23 protein-coding genes and 1 pseudogene are annotated in these 17994 nt (G+C 67.9%); 14 read left to right on the top strand and 10 right to left on the bottom strand.

All coding sequences use genetic code 11. The features are described 5' to 3' along the window. Window positions 1–12 precede the first annotated feature (12 nt). The 3 genes from WDW90_RS17920 (at window position 13) to WDW90_RS17930 (ending at window position 2897) form a co-directional block, all read left to right on the top strand. A complete protein-coding gene (locus WDW90_RS17920) occupies window positions 13–963 on the top strand; it encodes a methyltransferase (protein WP_336488780.1) in 951 nt (316 codons plus the stop codon). Next, window positions 960–1916 carry an L-histidine N(alpha)-methyltransferase gene (gene egtD / locus WDW90_RS17925; protein WP_336488781.1) on the top strand — a complete coding sequence of 319 codons (957 nt, stop codon included), beginning with the start codon at window positions 960–962 and terminating at the stop codon, window positions 1914–1916. Before WDW90_RS17920 ends, egtD begins: the two co-directional genes overlap by 4 nt. Before the next feature lie 96 nt (window positions 1917–2012). Further along, on the top strand, window positions 2013–2897 hold the full coding sequence (locus WDW90_RS17930) for an MBL fold metallo-hydrolase (protein ID WP_336488782.1): 885 nt from the start codon (window positions 2013–2015) through the stop codon (window positions 2895–2897). Window positions 2898–3074: 177 nt separating this feature from the next. Here WDW90_RS17930 and WDW90_RS17935 read toward each other — a convergent pair whose 3' ends face one another. Next, complete coding sequence (locus WDW90_RS17935) at window positions 3075–5075, bottom strand: OPT family oligopeptide transporter (RefSeq protein WP_336488784.1); 2001 nt, start codon at window positions 5073–5075, stop codon at window positions 3075–3077. A gap of 192 nt (window positions 5076–5267) precedes the next feature. Between WDW90_RS17935 and WDW90_RS17940 the strand changes: the two genes are divergently transcribed. Together WDW90_RS17940 and WDW90_RS17945 are read left to right on the top strand one after the other, a co-directional pair. Then, entirely contained in the window at window positions 5268–5927 is a 660-nt protein-coding gene (locus WDW90_RS17940) for a DUF1989 domain-containing protein (RefSeq protein ID WP_336488785.1), read from the top strand. A 279-nt stretch (window positions 5928–6206) separates the two neighbouring features. Beyond that, window positions 6207–6635 (top strand): annotated as a pseudogene (locus WDW90_RS17945) (DUF892 family protein); the annotation flags it as partial. A 54-nt stretch (window positions 6636–6689) separates the two neighbouring features. Here the strand turns inward: WDW90_RS17945 and WDW90_RS17950 are convergent. From WDW90_RS17950 to WDW90_RS17965, 4 genes are all read right to left on the bottom strand, one after another. Beyond that, complete coding sequence (locus WDW90_RS17950; protein ID WP_336488786.1) at window positions 6690–6911, bottom strand: hypothetical protein; 222 nt, start codon at window positions 6909–6911, stop codon at window positions 6690–6692. Window positions 6912–6963: 52 nt separating this feature from the next. Beyond that, a complete protein-coding gene (locus tag WDW90_RS17955; protein WP_336488811.1) occupies window positions 6964–7644 on the bottom strand; it encodes a sigma-70 family RNA polymerase sigma factor in 681 nt (226 codons plus the stop codon). A gap of 150 nt (window positions 7645–7794) precedes the next feature. Next, window positions 7795–8010 carry a hypothetical protein gene (locus WDW90_RS17960; protein WP_336488787.1) on the bottom strand — a complete coding sequence of 72 codons (216 nt, stop codon included), beginning with the start codon at window positions 8008–8010 and terminating at the stop codon, window positions 7795–7797. 475 nt (window positions 8011–8485) lie between these two features. Continuing rightward, the gene (locus tag WDW90_RS17965; RefSeq protein ID WP_336488788.1) at window positions 8486–8860 is read right to left on the bottom strand and encodes a helix-turn-helix domain-containing protein; all 375 of its coding nucleotides are present in this window, start codon (window positions 8858–8860) and stop codon (window positions 8486–8488) included. Between the two features lie 381 nt (window positions 8861–9241). Here WDW90_RS17965 and WDW90_RS17970 point away from each other — a divergent pair, with 381 nt between their 5' ends. Then, complete coding sequence (locus WDW90_RS17970) at window positions 9242–9907, top strand: DUF4142 domain-containing protein (protein ID WP_336488789.1); 666 nt, start codon at window positions 9242–9244, stop codon at window positions 9905–9907. 242 nt (window positions 9908–10149) lie between these two features. On the opposite strand, the gene WDW90_RS17975 is transcribed toward WDW90_RS17970, so the two are convergent. After that, window positions 10150–10548: an exopolysaccharide production protein YjbE gene (locus WDW90_RS17975; protein ID WP_336488790.1), complete on the bottom strand. Its 399-nt coding sequence runs from the start codon at window positions 10546–10548 to the stop codon at window positions 10150–10152. A gap of 340 nt (window positions 10549–10888) precedes the next feature. Between WDW90_RS17975 and WDW90_RS17980 the strand changes: the two genes are divergently transcribed. Beyond that, window positions 10889–11101, top strand: a complete 213-nt coding sequence (locus tag WDW90_RS17980) for a hypothetical protein (protein WP_336488791.1) — start codon at window positions 10889–10891, stop codon at window positions 11099–11101. Window positions 11102–11159: 58 nt separating this feature from the next. Further along, on the top strand, window positions 11160–11453 hold the full coding sequence (locus WDW90_RS17985; protein ID WP_336488813.1) for a hypothetical protein: 294 nt from the start codon (window positions 11160–11162) through the stop codon (window positions 11451–11453). Window positions 11454–11546: 93 nt separating this feature from the next. On the opposite strand, the gene WDW90_RS17990 is transcribed toward WDW90_RS17985, so the two are convergent. Then, complete coding sequence (locus tag WDW90_RS17990) at window positions 11547–11909, bottom strand: CsbD family protein (protein ID WP_336488792.1); 363 nt, start codon at window positions 11907–11909, stop codon at window positions 11547–11549. A gap of 177 nt (window positions 11910–12086) precedes the next feature. Between WDW90_RS17990 and WDW90_RS17995 the strand changes: the two genes are divergently transcribed. From WDW90_RS17995 to WDW90_RS18020, 6 genes are all read left to right on the top strand, one after another. After that, a complete protein-coding gene (locus WDW90_RS17995; RefSeq protein ID WP_336488793.1) occupies window positions 12087–12530 on the top strand; it encodes a hypothetical protein in 444 nt (147 codons plus the stop codon). Between the two features lie 8 nt (window positions 12531–12538). Continuing rightward, the gene (locus WDW90_RS18000) at window positions 12539–12934 is read left to right on the top strand and encodes a phage holin family protein (RefSeq protein WP_336488794.1); all 396 of its coding nucleotides are present in this window, start codon (window positions 12539–12541) and stop codon (window positions 12932–12934) included. Beyond that, a complete protein-coding gene (locus tag WDW90_RS18005) occupies window positions 12931–13350 on the top strand; it encodes a DUF3618 domain-containing protein (protein WP_336488795.1) in 420 nt (139 codons plus the stop codon). Before WDW90_RS18000 ends, WDW90_RS18005 begins: the two co-directional genes overlap by 4 nt. A 245-nt stretch (window positions 13351–13595) precedes the next feature. Continuing rightward, window positions 13596–14360: a histidine phosphatase family protein gene (locus WDW90_RS18010; RefSeq protein ID WP_336488796.1), complete on the top strand. Its 765-nt coding sequence runs from the start codon at window positions 13596–13598 to the stop codon at window positions 14358–14360. Further along, window positions 14357–15253, top strand: coding sequence for an NAD(P)H-hydrate dehydratase (locus WDW90_RS18015; protein WP_336488797.1), 897 nt, complete (start codon window positions 14357–14359; stop codon window positions 15251–15253). Before WDW90_RS18010 ends, WDW90_RS18015 begins: the two co-directional genes overlap by 4 nt. Before the next feature lie 58 nt (window positions 15254–15311). Beyond that, entirely contained in the window at window positions 15312–15479 is a 168-nt protein-coding gene (locus tag WDW90_RS18020) for a hypothetical protein (protein WP_336488798.1), read from the top strand. Between the two features lie 662 nt (window positions 15480–16141). Here WDW90_RS18020 and WDW90_RS18025 read toward each other — a convergent pair. The 3 genes from WDW90_RS18025 to WDW90_RS18035 are packed head-to-tail and all read right to left on the bottom strand — an operon-like array spanning window position 16142 to window position 17892. Next, window positions 16142–16453: a hypothetical protein gene (locus WDW90_RS18025; protein ID WP_336488799.1), complete on the bottom strand. Its 312-nt coding sequence runs from the start codon at window positions 16451–16453 to the stop codon at window positions 16142–16144. A 52-nt stretch (window positions 16454–16505) separates the two neighbouring features. Beyond that, complete coding sequence (locus tag WDW90_RS18030; protein ID WP_336488800.1) at window positions 16506–17252, bottom strand: GDSL-type esterase/lipase family protein; 747 nt, start codon at window positions 17250–17252, stop codon at window positions 16506–16508. A gap of 28 nt (window positions 17253–17280) precedes the next feature. Continuing rightward, window positions 17281–17892: a cysteine hydrolase family protein gene (locus WDW90_RS18035; protein ID WP_336488801.1), complete on the bottom strand. Its 612-nt coding sequence runs from the start codon at window positions 17890–17892 to the stop codon at window positions 17281–17283. Window positions 17893–17994: the final 102 nt, after the last annotated feature.

The raw sequence follows: 17994 nt of genomic DNA on the forward strand, positions 1-17994 counted from the left end.
GGGGATCGGACCATGGCGCAGTCGCTGGCCTTTCCCGCCGACGAGGACGCCCTCGTCGCCCTTGCCCGCGCCGTTAGCGAGACCGGCTACACCTTCACCACCGTGACGCCCGCGACCCACGCGCGCGTCAACGCGCGCCCACGAAACGCCGAGGCGCGCAGCCTCCGAGACGTGTTCGGCTGGAGCCGTCCCTTTCGCCGGGGCCTCCTGCCCGACGCCTTGGTGCGCCTGATGGACGAGGCGGGCGCGCTCATGCGCGAGGGCGAGCGCCTGCGCGCGGCGATCCGCCTGTCGAGCCTCGACGGCGAGCTGTTCGCGCACGCGGCCTATCCACCGAGCGCGGCCGATGCCGTCTTCTTCGGGCCCGATACGATGCGCTTCGTCGCGGCGGTGCTGGCGCACCTCGAAGGCCGCGACCGGCCCGTGCGCCGCGCCGTCGATATCGGCTGCGGAGCGGGTGCGGCGGGCATCGCGCTCGCCAAGCGCTTGCCCGGCGCCGAGATCGTGCTCGCCGACATCAATCCCGCGGCCCTGCGCGCCGCCCGCGTCAACGCCCGGCTCGCCGGCACGGAGGGCGTCGAGCCCCGCCGCAGCGACATGCTGCGCGACGTCGGCGGCCGCTTCGACCTCATCGTCTCGAACCCGCCCTTCATGATCGATGCCTCGGAGCGCGCCTACCGGCATGGCGGCGGGCCGCTCGGGGCCGGCTTGTCCCTCGCCGTCGTCGAGGCGGCGTGCGAGCGGCTCGCGCCGGGCGGCAGCCTCGTCCTGTTCACGGGCGCGGCGATCGTCGAGGGCCGGGACCCGTTCCGCGAGGCGGCCGGCGCCGTCTGCGCCCGCGCCGGGCTCGACTGGTCCTACCGGGAATTCGACCCGGACGCGTACGGCGAGGAGCTCGACGACCCGGCCTACGGGGAGGCCGAGCGCATCGCCCTCGTCGTCCTCACGGCGACGCGTCCATGAAGGCGGATTCCCTTGCCGGCTTGCCGGAGCAGGCGGAGCGCGCCGAGTTCCTGCGCGACGCGCTCACGGGGCTGACGGCGCCGGTGAAGGCGGTGCCCGGCAAGTACCTCTGGGATGGGACGGGCTCGGACCTGTTCGACAGGATCTGCGGGCACGCCGACTACTACCCAACGCGCCAGGAGATGGCCCTGCTGCCGCGCGCCGCCGCCGAGGTAGCGGCCCGGGTCGGAACCGGCGCCACGGTGGTTGAGTTCGGCAGCGGCGCGAGTCGCAAGATCCGCACCCTCCTCGACGCGCTGGAGCGGCCCGCCGCCTACGTCGCCATCGACATCGCGCGCGATTATCTCGCGGCCGCTGTCCGGCGGCTCGCGCCGGATTACCCGGCGGTCGCGATGATCTCGGCCTGCGCCGATTACACGAAGCCGGTGCGGCTACCAGTGGAGACGGCGGGCCGCACCATCCTCGGCTTCTATCCCGGCACCACCATCGGCAACTTCCCGCCCGCCGAAGCGATCGCGTTCCTGGAACGGGCGCGGGCGACGCTCGGCCCGAGCCTCTTTCTCGTCGGCACCGACGCGACGACAGATCCTGAGCGCCTGCGGCGCGCCTATGCGGGCTCGGACGGGCTGATGGCGGCCTTCCACCTCAACCTCCTCGCGCGCCTGAACCGGGAACTCAACGCCGATCTCGACCCGGACAACTTCCGCCACGCGATCCGCCTCTGCGGCGATCCGAGCCGCGTCGAGGCCCATCTCGTGGCACGCTCTGACGCCACCTACAGCCTCGGGGGCGAGGCGATCAGCTTCGCGGCGGGCGAGAGCGTCCGCACCGACACCTCGCACAAATATGGGCCCGACGCTTTCCGGACACTCGCGGCCACGGCCGGCTGGCGGGTCGCCGAGACCTGGCAGGACAAAGCAGGCCATTTCAACCTCCACCTCCTCGAAGGTTGAGGGCGCCCGGAACAGCGGCGCGCGGGCCGGGGTTTGCGATGAGGTCCCCTCGCTCGCGGACGCCGTCTCCTCCCTCCACCACGCGGGACACCCGGCATGGCTCAACAGATCCCCATTTCCCAGAGCGGCCGCGCCGACGATCCGGCCGCCGACGCCCTGCGCGGCGACCACACGCACGAGATCGCGCCCGATCTCGCCTACCGCCGCCTTGCCATCGCCAACGTCGTCCTTGTCGGCGCGGCGGGCGCCGGGGACCGCGGCTGGGTGCTGGTCGATGCCGGGATATCGGGCTCGAAGCCATTCATCGTGAGCGCGGCCGAGGCGCGGTTCGGCGCGGGCGCGAGGCCCGCGGCGATCGTGCTGACGCATGGCCATTTCGACCATGTCGGCGCGCTCGAGGACCTCGCCGCCGCCTGGGACGCGCCCGTCTACGCGCATGCCCTGGAGCACCCCTATCTCGACGGCAGCCGGTCCTACCCGAGCCCCGACCCGAGCGTCGGCGGCGGCCTGATGGCGCGCATCTCGCCCCTCTATCCGACGAGTCCCGTCGACGTCTCCGGCCATCTGCGCGCGTTGCCGGCCGACGGGAGCGTGCCCGCGATGCCCGGCTGGCGCTGGATCCACACGCCCGGCCATACGGAGGGCCACGCTTCGTTCTGGCGCGAGGCCGACGGCAGCCTGATCGTCGGCGACGCCTTTGTGACGACGGCCCAGGAATCGGCCTACGCGGTCGCCACGCAGGCGCCGGAGGTGCACGGCCCGCCAATGTACCTCACGACCGACTGGGCGGCGGCGCGCCGCTCCGTGCGGGCCCTCGCCGAGCTTGCGCCCGAGCGGGTGATCACCGGGCACGGCCGGCCGCTGGCCGGCCTGGAGATGCGCCGGGGCCTGAGCGCGCTGGCGCGCGATTTCGACGCGGTGGCGGTGCCGCGCCAGGGCCGCTACGTCGACACCGCCGCAAAGCCCGGCCGCCCGGCCTGAGCGCGGAGCCTTGCGCGCGTCCGCCGGTCGCCGAACGCTCCTTCGTGTCGGCGGGGCCGGCAGCCTGCGCGGTTCGGCAGCAGCGCGGCGACATGGCTCGGCCCGTCCGAAGCGGCCGCCGATCCGCCCCGGCACCTCGTCCGATCCGCGTGCCTGCGGGCCGCCCCGCGGCCATCCTCAGGCCCGCTCGCCGGCACTCGGCAGGGCGCGTGCCAGCCCCGGCCGACTGCCCGGCGGCGGCCGTGAGACCAACCGGTAGAAGGCCGCCAGGGCGAGGAGGAAGGCGGCAGCCGCGAGCGCCGTCGCCGTGGCGTGGAACTCCGCCCCGACGAGCGCGAGCGAGTTGCTGCGGCCGCTGAAGGTGTCGGAGGCCGCGATCAGCACGCCGACGAGGCTCTCGCCTACGAGGAAGCCGGAGGCGAGGAGCACGCCGCGGCGGCGCGCGTCGCGGCTCGCCGCCGCGTCGCGAGCGCGGAGCGCGCGCGCGGCCAGCCACGCGACCACGCCTCCCGCCGCGATCGTCATCACGACCGTCAGCGGCAGGTACATGCCGATGCCGATGGTGAGCGCCGGGAAGGATAGGCCGCGCCGCCGCAGCGACGCCTCCAGCGCGACGAAACCGGCCCCGATCCCGATCCCGGCGAGCAGCATGCCGTAGGGCAACTGCCCGTGCACGATGCCGCCCGCGATCTGGGTCATCAGCGCGGCCTGCGGTGCCGGCAGGGCGCTGCCGGCCTCCATGCCCTCGTGCGGCAGGGCGCCGACGAAGCCGTAGGCCCGGTAGAGCAGCTCGAGCAGCGGAGCGATCACCAGGGCGCCGACGGTGACGCCCGCGATCAGCGCCACCTGCTGGCGCCAGGGCGTCGCATCGACAAGCTGGCCGGTCTTCAGGTCCTGCAGATTGTCGTTGGCGATCGAGGCGACGGTGACGATCACCGCGGCCACGAGGAGCACCATGCCGATCACGAGGCGGTCGCCCTCCGGCCCCGCCGCCCGCCCGATGAGGAGCGGCAGGAGCAGGGCCGCCAGGATCGTCGTGAGGATGCCGATCCCCGAGATCGGGCTCGACGAGGAGCCGAGGAGGCCCGCGAGGTAGCCGCAGGCCGCGGCCATCAGGAAGCCGACGAGGATCACGAACAGGCTCGCCGCCAGGATCAGCACTGGCAGGAGGCCGCCGAGCCCGGCGCCGAGCGCGAACCAGGCGAACAGGCCCGCGATCGGCAGCGCGAGGGCGAGCGCCGCCCCGCCGACCCAGGTGATCGGCAGGTCCCGTTCCTGGCGCGGCAGGTCGCTTGACATGCCGCCCGCGCGGGCGGCCTCGAGCGCGGAGCGGATGCTGTCGAGGATAGGCCGGGCGAGGCTCACCACCGTGAAGGCGCCGCCCGCCGTGATGATCCCGGCCCCGATCAGCCGCACCTCGCCGGACCAGACGGCCTCGGCAGCCTGGGCCGGGGCCCCGCCGCCGTGGCCGAGGGCGGTGAGGAGCGGCACGGCCAGCCCCCAGGCGAGGACGACGCCGGTGAGCAGGGCGAGGCAGGCGCCGATGCCGACGAGGTAACCGACCCCGACGAGGGCGAGCGAGAAGCCGGTGCCGAGCCGGAACACCGCTGGACCGGCGGAGAAGGTCCCATGGATGCCTTCGGCGAGCAGCCGCAGCCCGCTCGTAGCGAGCCCCAGCGCGGCGGCGACGCCAGCGGCGCAGAGCAGGTCGCGCAGGCCGCCGTCGCCCTCGCCGGCCTTCAGCACCTCGGCGGCGGCGGTTCCCTCGGGATAGGGCAGTCCTGCGCCGACCACGAGGGCGCGGCGCAACGGGATCGAGTAGGCGACGCCGAGGAGGCCGCCGAGGAGGCAGACGGCGCCCGTCTGCCAGAAGGGGAAGCCCTGCCAGTGGCCGATCAGGACGAGGCCGGGCAGGACGAGGATGACATTGCACAGTGTGCCGGCGGCCGAGGCCTGCGTCTGCACGATGTTGTTCTCGAGAAGGCTCGCCCCGCCGAGAAGCCGCAGGCAGCCCATCGAGATCATCGCGGCGGGAATCGACGAGGAGAAGGTCATCCCCGTCTTGAGACCCATATAGACGTTGGCTGCCATGAACACGACGGTGATGGCAGCCCCGACCAGGAGGCCGCGCAAAGTCAGCTCGCTGGCATGCGCCTGTGTCGGCCCGCGGGATGCCATCGCGCTCCTGAGTCTGGCCCGGTCCGCGGCCGCCGGCGCGCACGGACATCCCGCGACAACGCGAGGACGATGATCCCGATCCGTTTTACACGCAGAAGATGTGAAGTCCGGTGAGCCAATCGGCGTCTCGGACGTTCTCGCCCGCGGCCCGGCACTCCGCCGGCGCGCCCGACAGGTTTTTCGATGCCGAACATGCCCGCGCGACCCGCCGCCTCTGCCCCGGCCCCGACCGGAGCGCACGCGATCCGCCACACCATCCCACCCCGCTCGGGCGCCGCCTTCACCCTCGCCCGCGGGCAACGCCTGACTGTGATCGACCCGGAGGGCGAGCAGGTCGCCGACCTCCTCGCCTTCTCGGCCGGCGATACCCACGAGGTGATCTCGTCCGGGCGCAGCCTCGACTATGCGAGCCGGATCTTCCTGACGACGGGAGACGCGCTCTACTCGAACCGCAGCAACGTGCTCCTGCGCATCGTCGAGGACACGGTGGGCCGGCACGACTTCCTGCTGACGCCGTGCTCGGCCGACACGTTCCGCATCCTCTACGACGACGTTGAGCCGCACCACGGCTGCTTCGGCAACCTCGTCCGCGCGCTCGCGCCCTACGGCATCGGGCCGGACCGCATCCCGGTGGCCTTCAACGTGTTCATGAACGTCACGGTGGACGGCGGGACGGGGGAACTCGCGGTGCGCCCTCCCTTGAGCCGGGCGGGCGACCGCATCGTGTTCGAGGCCGAGACGGACCTCATCATCGGGCTGACGGCCTGCTCGGCCCCGCAATCGAACAACTTCGCCTTCAAGCCGATCCAGTACTCAATCTCGGATCCGCCATTCGAGGCCAGCGCTCGATGAACCCCAGGGACGGCTGTGGGCGGCCCGTTCGGACCTACGCGACGCCTGCGTCCGACCCGAGCGAGTTCGCGAGGCAGCAGGCTCTCGCAGGCCCCGTGATGAAGGGTCGAGGGTTGGGTGCGTGAGGTCGAGGTACGGCCAAGAACGAGCGTGGCCGGCGCTATCGCCCGAAGCGTGTGCATGCGCTCGGCGGTTCCCCCGGCTGCGCCGGCCGAACAGGAGCCTATCTGCTCCGGTCGGTGTTCAGGCTAGGGGAAACCGCCAACATGCGAGGGCAAGCAGATGACCAGAGCCGTCAAGGAACTGAGCGGCCACGCCAGCGACCCAAAGCTGAAGCAGATGCTGGAGCACTCGGTCGGCGGCATCGAGAAGCACACTGGCACCCTCAAGGAACTGATCCAGCAGTGTGGTGGTGAGACCGAGCCGGAGTACTGTAAGGGCATGGAGGGGCTCGTCACCGAGGCGCGCAAGCACGACATCCAGGAGGCGGCGCAGGATCCCAAGCTGCGGGATGTGGAGATCATCGCGCAGTACCAGCGCATGACGCACTACGGGCTAGCCGGCTTCGGCACGGCGGCGGCCTATGCCAAGGCGCTCGGCAAGTCTGAGGACGAGGGAAAGCTTAGGCAGGCGGTCGCGGAGATCTTCAAGGGCGACGAGTTTGCCAGCAAGCTGGCCGAGAACCTGCAGCAGGTCGCCTCCAAGTAGGACGAAGTTTCCGAACAGAGCCGACGTGGGCAGACAAGCTCGGCCCTCGACATTTCAGGCCACCGCGGACCGCCCGATCATCTCGCCCACCATGTTGACGATGGCCTTCCCCTGATAAGGCTTCGTCACGAACCGCGCCCTCCGCCAGATCGTGCATGCTCGGCCACTGCCGGCCGGACGCGGCCCAAGCCCGAAGCTTTTACCAAATGACGCGAGCTGCGTCACGGGTGGTGCCAGGTGGGCAGTCAGACGCGGGCGCTTGGCCAGATCCGCCACCTTGCCGTCCTCGGGCCTCCGGCACGATCACACCGGAAAGCTTGGAGCGCCTCTATGGCGTCGAGATCGTGGTGGTGCCACTTCCTACCGCTGCCAGTATGACGCGATCCGCTCCAGCCTCATCGGCAGTGTAGCCGAACATAACGGCCAGCAGCTCACGCGCGCGAAAGACGCGGCTCTTCACGGTGCCGATCCGGCAGCCCATGATCACCGCAGCCTCCTCGTAGCTCACGTTGTTGATGGTCACGAGCACGAGCGTCTCGCGCATCGCGGCTGGCAGCTTGTCCAGGGCAGCCTGCAAATCTTGCAGGTCGAGGGCGGAACTCTGGGTTGGCGCGACCGCCAGCATTTCGGCGGTTGCTCCGTCTATGTCCTGAACCTCGCGGCCAGCCTTCTTGCTCTCCGTGTAGAAGTTGTTGCGCATGATCGTGAACAGCCACGAGCCCAGGTTCGTGCCGGGCTGGAAGCGATCACGAAATCGCCACACCCTCAGTAGCGTCTCCTGCACCAAGTCGCCGGCCCGCGCTCCGTCTTTCGTCAGCGATATGGCGTAGCTGACAAGGCTCGGGACAAGCTCCAGAAGCGCTGTACGGAAATCTCGCTCGTCCTTGGCGCCTTGCGTGACGAGGGCGACTTCAAGATGACTCAGCAGATCCTTGAAGCGGTCGGTGTCCTGAAGGTCGGACAGGTCGGCATAGACCAGAGCGAGCGCTTGGCCGAGGTGTTTCCGGATCGTGTCTACAAGCGGTTATGGGCAATCAGGCGTGCTCACGAAATCTCTCACGTGCCGGTCACACGTCCTGACACATAGGGCGCCTGTGCAAGCTTTGCAGAAGCGAGGGCGGCAACCGCTTTGATGGCGTCTGCCTCAGCCTCTCCGAGTTCAATGCTCCGCTCCGCCGGCCTGAAGGTGGTGCTGGCGCTCCCGCAGCACCTTCAGGTTCTCCTCCAAGAGGTGCAGCAACAGCATGGAGGAGGTTACGTCCTCGCCCTCTGCTCCGCGCCGAGCGATGAACTCTGCTTGATCGCGTCGGCGGCACTCGGCCTCGGCGATGCTGATCGCCAGCGCGTTGAGCTTGTTCTGTGTTGAAGCTGTCATGCCTTGAGCGAAACCGATGCCGGGGCATAACGCGGTCGTGCCGGTTCGGCTGCGGCTGGTCTCCTGGCGTTCAACGGCTACCGAAGGCGCTTCGCCTGGGCATTGCCCCGGGTGTGCTGTTCTCTCTGGCCGAGTCCCCGGCCACCGGCCATGCGCGTCGAGTGGACGGCTTGAACCTTCGACGGGCTCGCCGGTTTCCCCTTACGAGTCCAATGACTCGCGCATTGCAAGGTACTCCTCGATCGAGAGCCGGTTGTCAGGATGGGAGCGGGAGCTTGGTCCGCCTGTCCTGACAGCCGGCTTTCACCTGCGTCCGCTGATTTGGTATTCTGGCGCCAGCCTTCGGCGCAGGATCATTGCGCTCCCGGTAGCGCCATCCGTCATCCGGGCCAGCCGCGTTCCCGATTCGTTCGGATGACGGGCGCGAAGGTTCACAACTACACGCACGGTGCGGACACGAGGCGGCGCGCAACCGCTAGGAAGCGGACTGCAAGCGGGCGAACGAGCGTACCACGGCCAGGATCTCGCGCCGGAACTGCGGATCGCGGATCGCCGCGTAGGCCGCGCCAAGTTCGTGCGCTCCCCCGACCTGCATCAGCGCCAGTACCTCCTCCGACAGGCCGCCCGCAGAGCCGGCCGGGTCCACGATGTCGGGCACCGACACACCAAGAGGGCGCGCGAGCTGGTGCAGGCGTGCAACCGGGATCTGGTTCCTGCCGCTCTCATACTTCTGGATCTGCTGTTTCGTAATACCTGTTGCGGCCGCCAAGCTCGACTGTGACAAGCTCTTCGCACGGCGGATTGCGGCGAGCCGCTCGCCGATATCGCGGTCACGCTCGTTCGCCTTCAATCCCCCCATATTTCCCAGCCTCGAATGCGTCGGCCCTTCCAGCGAGGATGAGTGATGGGGTGCCGACCGCACCCCTTGAGGTGCAGGACCGCCGGCTCTCGGCGTTATGCGCCACCCTCCGAGTGGGCGAGGCCGCCCCGTCACTAAAGCGATCTGGTAAAGTCTACCGATGTCGAAGGCGCGAGTTCCCTGTCCGCCAACAGCCGCGAATTTAGTTGCTGACTCTCGACGTCCTGGCCCGCACCGGCAGGGAAGGCACAGAGATCAAGCGGGGTGGGGTTCGTATCTTCAGGAACATAAGGTCTGCGGCGGGGTTCCGGCTCAACCACACCGGGCAACTTCAGTCGTCCCGGGTGCGATCCTCGATCCGGAGCCAACCTCATGCACAGACGCGACTTCCTGTACGGCATGCTGACCGCTACCGCTGCGCTTGCGGTCACGCGCACCGCTATTGCCCAGCCAACCCCGGCCGGTGCCATGCCGACGCCCGTCTACCTCAACATGGCGACCAAGGGCGGACTGTTCCTGGAAAACACCGCGCGTGACGCCCACGAGAAGACCCGCAACCCGCGCGTGAAGGCATTCTCTCGGGCAGAGGTCATCGAGCAGGTCAACCTCGCCAACAAGATCGACGGCTATACCGGTCGCGCGGCGCCGCTCGCAGGAGGTCCGCCGGGCCCCGGTGGTGTGGTGGGCGGTCTCGTGGCTGCACCGCTCGCGGTTGCAGGTGGCGTGGCGGGCGCCACGGTCGGAGCTGTTGGCGGGGCGCTCGGCGCTCCCCCGCCGGGCAGCATGACGACGGACGAGCAGAAGGCGCAGATCCTGAGCCAGCTCTCCGGCCTACAGCCCGGACCGCAGTACGACGCCGCGTTCGTCAACGCGTCGCTGCAAGGGCATCGCGAGGCGCTAGCGCTCCACGGCTCCTACGCGCAGAGCGGCGAAGATCCGGGCCTGCGTCGGATCGCGCGCGGTGCGCTTCCGCTGATCAATCTGCACATCTCGCAGCTCTCCCGCATGCAGGCCACGATGGGGCCAACGCAGGGCTGATGGCTGGTGCGGTGATGGGCACCTTGCTAGAGTTCCTGCGGCCGGAAGCGACAAGCTCGAACTTTCCACGTCGAGATCTGTTGGTTCGTTGAGCCTTCGGGCTCGTTCCTTCAGTGATTAACGGGGAGCCGGCCGGCTTCTATTGGCCGGCTCTTCGTTTGGTGCCTGTGGCGTGACACGGAGCAAAAAGCCCGCCGCGGCAGAGGCCGGGCGGGCTCTTGATCGTTGCGCTGCGGCTCTGCTCAGCAGTCGTCGTCCTTCTGGCCGAGCTGCTGATTGGCGCCGGCATTGTTCATGGCGCCGACCGTGCCGGGCGAGGCAGGCTGCTGGCCGCCCGCAAGATTCTTGCTCGCCGGGTCCGTGTTCCCGGCCTGCTTGCCGTCACTGCCAGATCCATCTTTCTGACCAACCTGCTGGTTGGCGCCGACGTTGTTCATGGCGCCGACGGTACCGGGCGAGGCGGGCTGCTGGCCGCCCGCGAGGTTCTTGCTCGACCTGTCGACGTCGGAGCTTTTGTCGTTCATGGCTTGGTCGTTGGGGCTCTTGCCCTTCGTCGAGCCCGTGTTGCAGGGCGCGGCGAGAGCCGATCCGGCCGTCAGGGCCAGGATGGCGGCAGCGCCGACGAAATGGGAAACCTTCATCGCGTGTTCCTCCGTGATTATTGACGGGAAACAAATCGCCGAGGTTTTGCTGGGGTTCCGCACGAGCGAAGGACAAACGGTCCATGGCGCCCTCTGCCCTGCCGGCCTCCTATCCAGTGCTGAGACCGCCGTCGGGTTGGCGGCGGTCTCCTCGCCGCTACGCCGGGATGCAGAGGGCGAGTGCATCAGCGGCGGCGATGCTCAGGTAGGTCGTTCAGCATGTAACGGCGTTGGCAGAAGGCGGCGAGGCTCGCGCCCTGCATCGTGGCGCTCCACTCCCCCGTCTGAACCAATCAGCCTCAGCATCCTTGTCTCAGTCCAAGGAGCCAGAGATCCCGCGATGACGAGTGCTTGGCAGCCAATCGACACAGCCCCGGACGAGGAGGGCAGCAAGGCTCTGCTGTTTGACGGCAAGGATCAGTTTGTCGGCGTGCTGACCTATTACAATCGACATGGGCAGTGGCGCCTGTGGACTGGAGAGAAGCCTGTTCCCTGGGATGGCCAGACGCCGACGCACTGGATGCCGCTGCTTGAGCCTCCTCCCGACCATTGAACGCATTCGCTCAGGGCAGCGTTTGATCCCTCACATGAACAAACGGGAGAAACGCACGATGAGCACGAAGTCCATCGCTCTTGCCGCTGCCATGGCCCTTTCGCTGAGCGGAGCTGCCTGGGCGCAGACGCCTGCCGGCGGCGGACGCACCGAGGGCAACATGAACAACCCCGGCAGCGTGAAGAGCAACACCGAGAAGGGCATGGAGCGCTCCACCGGCTCGGCCACAGGCGGCTCCATGGGCGCGGCTGGCGCTACGACAGGCACCGCCGGCTCAACCAGCGGTCACAGCGGTGGCGGCAACACGAGCACCGGCGGCACGAGCGGCGGTTCAGGAGCCGGCGCGCGCTAAAGTTGGCCAATCGACGGAGACAGGAAGGGCCGGCACCTGTCGGCCCTTCTGCTATTCAGCAGGCTGATGTCGTGACAGCCAGCACACCACGCGTCAGTCCCGGCCGTGGATGAGATAGCCGAGAAGATAACCGGCACCAAAGGCCACAACGATCGTGCCGATGGGGGTCGCCGAGGCGTAACCCCGAACTGCCTCGTTGCCGCGCCGGTAGATCTCGTCCGCACCCGGTAAGCGTTCGCGGCCTTGTCTGAGAGCGTCTTGCGCCAAGCCGGCAGCCTGCCCGGCAATCTGGCTCGCGGCATCCTTGACCTGCCCTACCAGGTTCTCAGCCGTGCCTCTCAGCTCGGTGGCCTGACCTTCAGCCTTCGTCTTCTGATCACCGGTGAGATCGCCGACCGCTCCCTCGACCTGGCCCGCAACCTTCTTGGTCTCGCCCGTCACGCGCTTCTCGTCCATCGCAACTGTTCCTTTCCCTCGTCAGCTGCCCGCAGGCAGAGCCTTGGGCGCATAACGCAGAGCAAGAAATATCGGTCCTGCCTGCGTCAGGGCAGAACTGCTGACCAAGCGGAACCGTATTGGTGGATTGCCGTTGCACTTGTTCCTGTCGAAACGGCGGCCCGCGCAAGAGATCCCATGCCTGACACCAGCAACGGATTGGGGCCCGATCCTGCAGCATCGGCTCAGGAAGACCCGACCGAGTTCTCAGACGCGATCCGAGACCAGGCGTTGAGCTATGTCTCGAAGCGCAAGCAGGATGTGGCTCGGGCCGTCTCGGACGTGGCTGAGGCCATCCGCTCAAGCGGCTCAGGCTTCGCGAACTACCCGCACGTGCGGGCCTTCTTCGACACGGCGGCCGAGGGTGTCGAGGAGTTCTCCGAGGGCATCAATCGGCGCACGGTCGGTGAAATCTATGACGAGGTTGAGGCGGCCGTCCGACGTCGGCCGGGGGTGGCTCTCGCAGGCGCCGCCCTGGCGGGCTTCGCCCTCTTCCGCTTCTTCCAGGCTTCCGAGATCCGGCCGATCCCACGCTCGCATGCTGTGGTGCCGGTCGACGTCTTTCCGACGCCCGACATCTAGGGGCGCCCATGGCAGAGCCTCAGGCCCGATCCATCCCGACCTTGATCGGTGATGCGGTCCGCGAGACGCAGGACCTCGTCAGCAAGGAGATCGCCCTCTTCCGCACTGAGATGCAGGAAGGATTGGAGCACCTCGCCTTCGCCCTCAGCCTGTTCATCGCTGCGGGCGTGTTCGCTCTGACCGCTCTGCTCGTGCTGATCCTGGCGTTGGTCAAGGGCTTGGCCGTCCTCCTGCACTCGGAGGCGTTGGCGGCGCTGATCGTTGCTGGCGCCTTCGCTCTCGTCACCATCGGCTTGGTGCTGTGGGGGCGCAGCAAGGTCTCGGTCTCAGGCTTGAAGCCGACACGGACCGAGCGGCAGGTGCGAGAGGACGCAGCCATCATCACGGAGCGCTTAGGCGAATGAGCAAATCGGCCGATGAGTTGGAGCATGAGGTCGAGGCGAGCCGCGCGAGGCTTGATCAGACCCTTGCCAGCCTGCAGTCGCGCCTCAACGTGTCCGGTCTGGCCAGGGACGCGGCTGGATTGCGCCATGCGAGCGTGCGGCTGAGTGAGGGTGGCGAGCGCCTGCTCGACGGCATGCGCGCAAACCCGGTGCCCGCTCTCCTGATCTGTGCCGGCCTCGGCTTTCTCCTCTACGACGCTGTGACCCGAGCAATGGAGCGGAGGAGGCTCGCCCGGTCCTCAGCAGCACCGGTGCGGACAGGTTCAGACGCCGACTTGCCGGAGAACCATCAGGTCCGATTGCACGACAAGCTCGACGCTGCCCTGGAAGAGAGTTTCCCGGGCAGCGACCCGGTCTCGGTGCGAATCACCAAGTAGGAGAAAGGGCAGCACGTTCCCGAGCATGCGGCATACGAGCGTGGGAGCGGTAGCCTTGATCTGCCAAGATCAGCTTTAGGTGGATGATGTAACAGCCGGCCCGGACATTCTGCCTCGCCAGCAAGTCCGGTCAGCACTTGTATGCCCCCCGAAGCGGTCGCCCATCCCATTCCTCCCCCGTGCTGACCCTGCGAACTCTCGGGCGCCGTAAACGTTGCCGCACGCCACGGGAGAGGAGGCGGAGGATGAAGCAACGCTGGCCGGCCCGGATCTGGATCGTCCGTCACGGGGAGAGCGCTGGCAACGTTGCTAGCGAAGCCGCGCACGGCGCGAGCCTCGCCCGGATCGACATCGCCGAGCGCGACGTCGACGTTGCCCTGAGTGCGCGCGGCGAGCAGCAGGCGGACGCCCTGGGCCACTGGTTTGCCGCCATGCCCCCCTTTGAGCGCCCGGAGGTCGTGCTGACCTCACCGTATCTCCGGGCACAACAGACGGCGGCTCGGATCCGCGCGGCCGGCGGCTTGGCGGTCGAAGCACCCGAGGCGCTGGTTGACGAGCGGCTGCGCGAGAAGGAACTCGGCATCCTCGACAGGCTGACACGGGCCGGCGTCAAGCAATTCCACCCCGAGCAGGCCGAGATGCGGACCCGCTTGGGCAAGTTCTATCACCGGCCGCCCTCGGGCGAGAGTTGGTGCGACGTGATCCTCCGGCTCAGGAGCGCCCTGGACACCATCTCGCTGCACCATGGCGAGAAGCGGGTCCTCGTCGTCGCCCATCAGGTCGTCGTGCTCTGCCTGCGCTACCTGTTGGAAGACATGACCGAGGCAGAAGTTCTCGGCATCGACGCCGAGGGAGACGTCGCGAACTGCTCCGTGACGGAGTACGCCTTTGAGCCCCACGAAGGCACGACAGGAAAACTGGTGCTGCAGCGATACAACTTCATCGCTCCAGTCGCGCAGGCGGGCGCGCCAGTGACCGCCGAGCCAGACGCGAACGTGGCAGCCCGATGACCGAGAACCACCTTACATTGGAGAGCCTTCGGGCCTTGCCGCTCCCGATGCCGGAGGAGGGCAGCAAGGAGCAGCGCGGCACGGTCCTGGTTCTCGGCGGCTCGATCGAAGTCCCCGGAGCCGCCCTCCTTGCCGGCGTCGCCGCACTCCGGGCCGGGGCCGGTCGCCTTAGAATCGCTACGGTCCGAAGCGCTGCGCTTTCTATGGCCCTTGCATTGCCGGAGGCCAGGGTCGTCGGGCTCGATGAGACGCAGGACGGCGAGATCGATCCGGCTCAGGCCGAGAAGCGCGTCCCGGCGCTCGCGGAACGCTGTGACGCGGTCCTGATCGGACCGGGCCTGAACGCGGGCGTGGCCACGGACACCCTCTGCTTCTCCGTCCTGCCGGGCCAGCCGCCCACCTCCTTCGTGCTCGATGCAGGGGCCATCTGCGGCCTCGGTGCGCACGCGGATCTGGTTCGCTCCTGCGGCGGCCGGGTGGTGATCACCCCGCATGCCGGCGAGATGGCGCAGCTTCTGAAGATCGAGCGAGACGCGGTTGAGGCGGATCCGCTCGCGGCCGCTCTGAGGGCGGCGGACCTGTTGAGATGTGTCGTGATCATGAAAGGCGCGAAGAGCTGGGTCGTGAACCCGGCTGGCGAGCGGTGGCTCTATCAGGGAGGCGGGGTCGGCCTGGCGACGTCCGGCTCCGGCGACGCCCTGTCCGGCGTTCTTGCGGGCCTTCTCGCGCGCGGCGCCGAGGCGACGACAGCCGCACTGTGGGGCGTCTATGTGCACGGCGAAGCAGGTAGACGATTGGCTGGCCGAGTGGGCCCAGTCGGCTTCCTGGCGCGCGAGATCCCCGGTGAGGTGCCCGCCATCCTGCGCGAAGTAGCTTCAGAGCAGCCGGGGTGAGCGGGGGAACATCGCCTCAATTCGCCGGTTCTTCCAGCCCTGGACGAGGGAGTGAAGCATGACGAGCTCAGAGCCCACGAAGCCCGGAGATGAAGCTCGGCCCGGAACACCCGGCACGGGTGAGAACCTGTGCCCGCGCTGCGCGGGATCCGGTCAGTTCGAGGCGAAGACCTGCCCGGAGTGCAACGGCACCGGAAAGGTGATCACCGGCATCGGCGGAGGGTGATCGCGGCCTCAAGGCGCTGGCGCCGCTATCACAGGACCAGTCCTACCGTCGCGCATTAGCCTGACACATTCCGCTTTCCGCTGGGCTCGTAGCCGTGCGGCGGCTTGATTCAACACGTCAGAACCGAGGCGTGCTGGTAGCGGAGGGCCGAGCAGGCCTGCCGCGTCCGTCCAAATGCGGCGGGATACTCGCCGAGAGCGTTCTCGCTGCTGGTCGACCTGTGCTTATCATGCGTGGCAGCATCGGAATGAGGTTGGCCACGATATCTAGCTTGACGATGTACTCCGCGCCGTTCCGTAGTAGACGAGCAGTCTGGTCCGAGTGCCCGGACATCAGCACGAGTGCGAACTCCGACCGAAGGCTCCGCGATCTGCCCCGGCTCCCCGCCATTGATCTTGCCAGGAATTTGTGCGTCCGTGGTGGGAGGCGACGCCTCGGAGGCTTGAAGCAGCTGCAGAGCCCGATCGGTGGTGTCCGCATCCGCAACCGAGAACCCGGCCTTTCTCAGCAAATCTGCAATCGCCGAGCGCACATCCGGCTTTTCTTCGACGAAGATCACCATCGCGCTTTGCCCCGGAGCTGCGGCGTTCACAAACCTCGCCTCGTCGCAGCATCAGATCACGTGAGCGTCGAGAAATGTCACTCAGTTCACCCGGTAGAGATCAGAGCAGCGAGATCTCCTGCGCGCGGACAATAATGCTCTCCTGTCCGAAGCGGGCCTCCAAGGTGCGCCGGTAGCCGTTCCACCATCGCTCGTCGAGATCGGACGCCATGACCTCGAACACGACGATGTCGTCACGAGTTGTCTTGCCGTTCTCCTCCCAGAGGCCTTCGGCCGGACCCCGAGTGAAGGCCGTCATCCCTCCGAACTGCTCGGTCAGCTCCGACCGCACGCGAGTGTACGCGGAGCGGGAGAAGGGCCTGTCCTCGTTATCGGAGAGGGGCAGGAGGATCTGGATCAGGTGCTGGGGCATTGCGCGGCCTTAAGAAGCGGATCAATCGTCGAACTGCATTGCTGCCGTCTCCTCAATGAGCAAAGACTTGGCTGCCTTGCTGTTCAGGACGCGCATGGACGAAGGCCGCGACCGCACTCGCGACCTTCCGCCCGCCCTGGACCGACGGCTCGATGGGATTGGCAAAATCGGCGTCTTCGCCGCAGAGCACGCGCAGGTCGATCAGCGTGAGGCGGAGTGCGAAGGCCTCGCGTGTGATGACGTCGTTGAGCAAGGCGAGCGCCGCGGCCGTCAGGCGACGTCGCTGCGGGTTGGGATAGCGCGGATCATAGATCGTGCAGAGTGCCGCCGGCCGCGCCGTTGCCTGGACCGCATCCAGCATGGTGCTGTACTCGGCTTGAAAGCGCTCCCGCACCTCCGCCACGAGAATCAGGGCTTCAGCTACGGATCGGGCGGCGCGCTCGAGCACCGCAGATGCTCTCAGCGCATCATTGCCGCCCGCGCTCACCACGAGATGCGTCGCGTTTTTCGGAAGTCTACCGAGCTGACTCGGCACATCGTTGATGATGTTGCCGTCGACGGCGAGCAGGGTGGCCTGCCAGTCATCGGGCAGCACAGCCCGTACCTGCTGCACCACATCCGAGCCCCCGCCCACATAGGCGGCATTGTCGAAGACGGAGTCGCCAAGGAGCACGACGTGCGGCATGAATGCCTCTTTGGAAGCGAGCGTCTGAGGCCGAGCAGGTCGAAGGAGCATGAGGTTCACTGCCGCAAGGAGGCCGCGCCGGCCCATGAGGTCGCTCGGGACGCTCATCGGCATGCTTCGGGGCTCCCGCAAAGGCCACCCATTACGCCCAGTTCTGGAGCAGGGTGTCCGTCGTAACAGTCTCGACCTGCTGGCCATAGCGGCGATGGTAGAGAGTGAGCATCGCGTCGTGCGCCTCGTCCGAGGAGCTGCAGAGGCCGTCCGTGACGATGATGATGCGGTAGCCGTGGTCGACCGCACCGAGCACGGTGCTGAGAACGCACACATCCGTCTCGCCGCCCGTCACCACAAGCGTGTCAATGCCACGCGCCCGCAGACGTTCGTGCAGGTCCGTTTCGACCCAAGGTGAGTAGACGTACTTGTCGATGGTCTCGGCGGGCGGCACGAACCGGGCGAGTTCCGGCACCAGCTCGATGCGCTCCCGTCCCACCCGCTCGATGGTCATGGAGGCCCAGCGCTCGTAGTAGCGCTTCCACGTGCCATCACCGTGGCCGGGAGCTTGGGCCGGGATGAAGCGGGTGAACAGGGTGTGCCGGGGATGAGCCTCGACGATCCTCTGCACCTTCGGCAGGACCTGCGGCATCCAGGGCGTACACCAGTCGGTGTGCTCGGCAAACATCCGCTGCATGTCGACACAGAGGTGAGCGCAGCTGTCGCCCAGTGCGCCGAAACGAAGCTCGTCATCTCCTGCCATGTGACGCCCGCCCTGAGGTGTTTATCGGTCTCTGGGCCGTTAAACCGGACGGGCTCCGGTCGAGTTCCATGATAAACATAAATCAATGGCGCGCCGAGAGGC

It is taken from the genome of Methylobacterium nigriterrae (assembly GCF_037106235.1).
Classification (GTDB): domain Bacteria; phylum Pseudomonadota; class Alphaproteobacteria; order Rhizobiales; family Beijerinckiaceae; genus Methylobacterium; species Methylobacterium nigriterrae.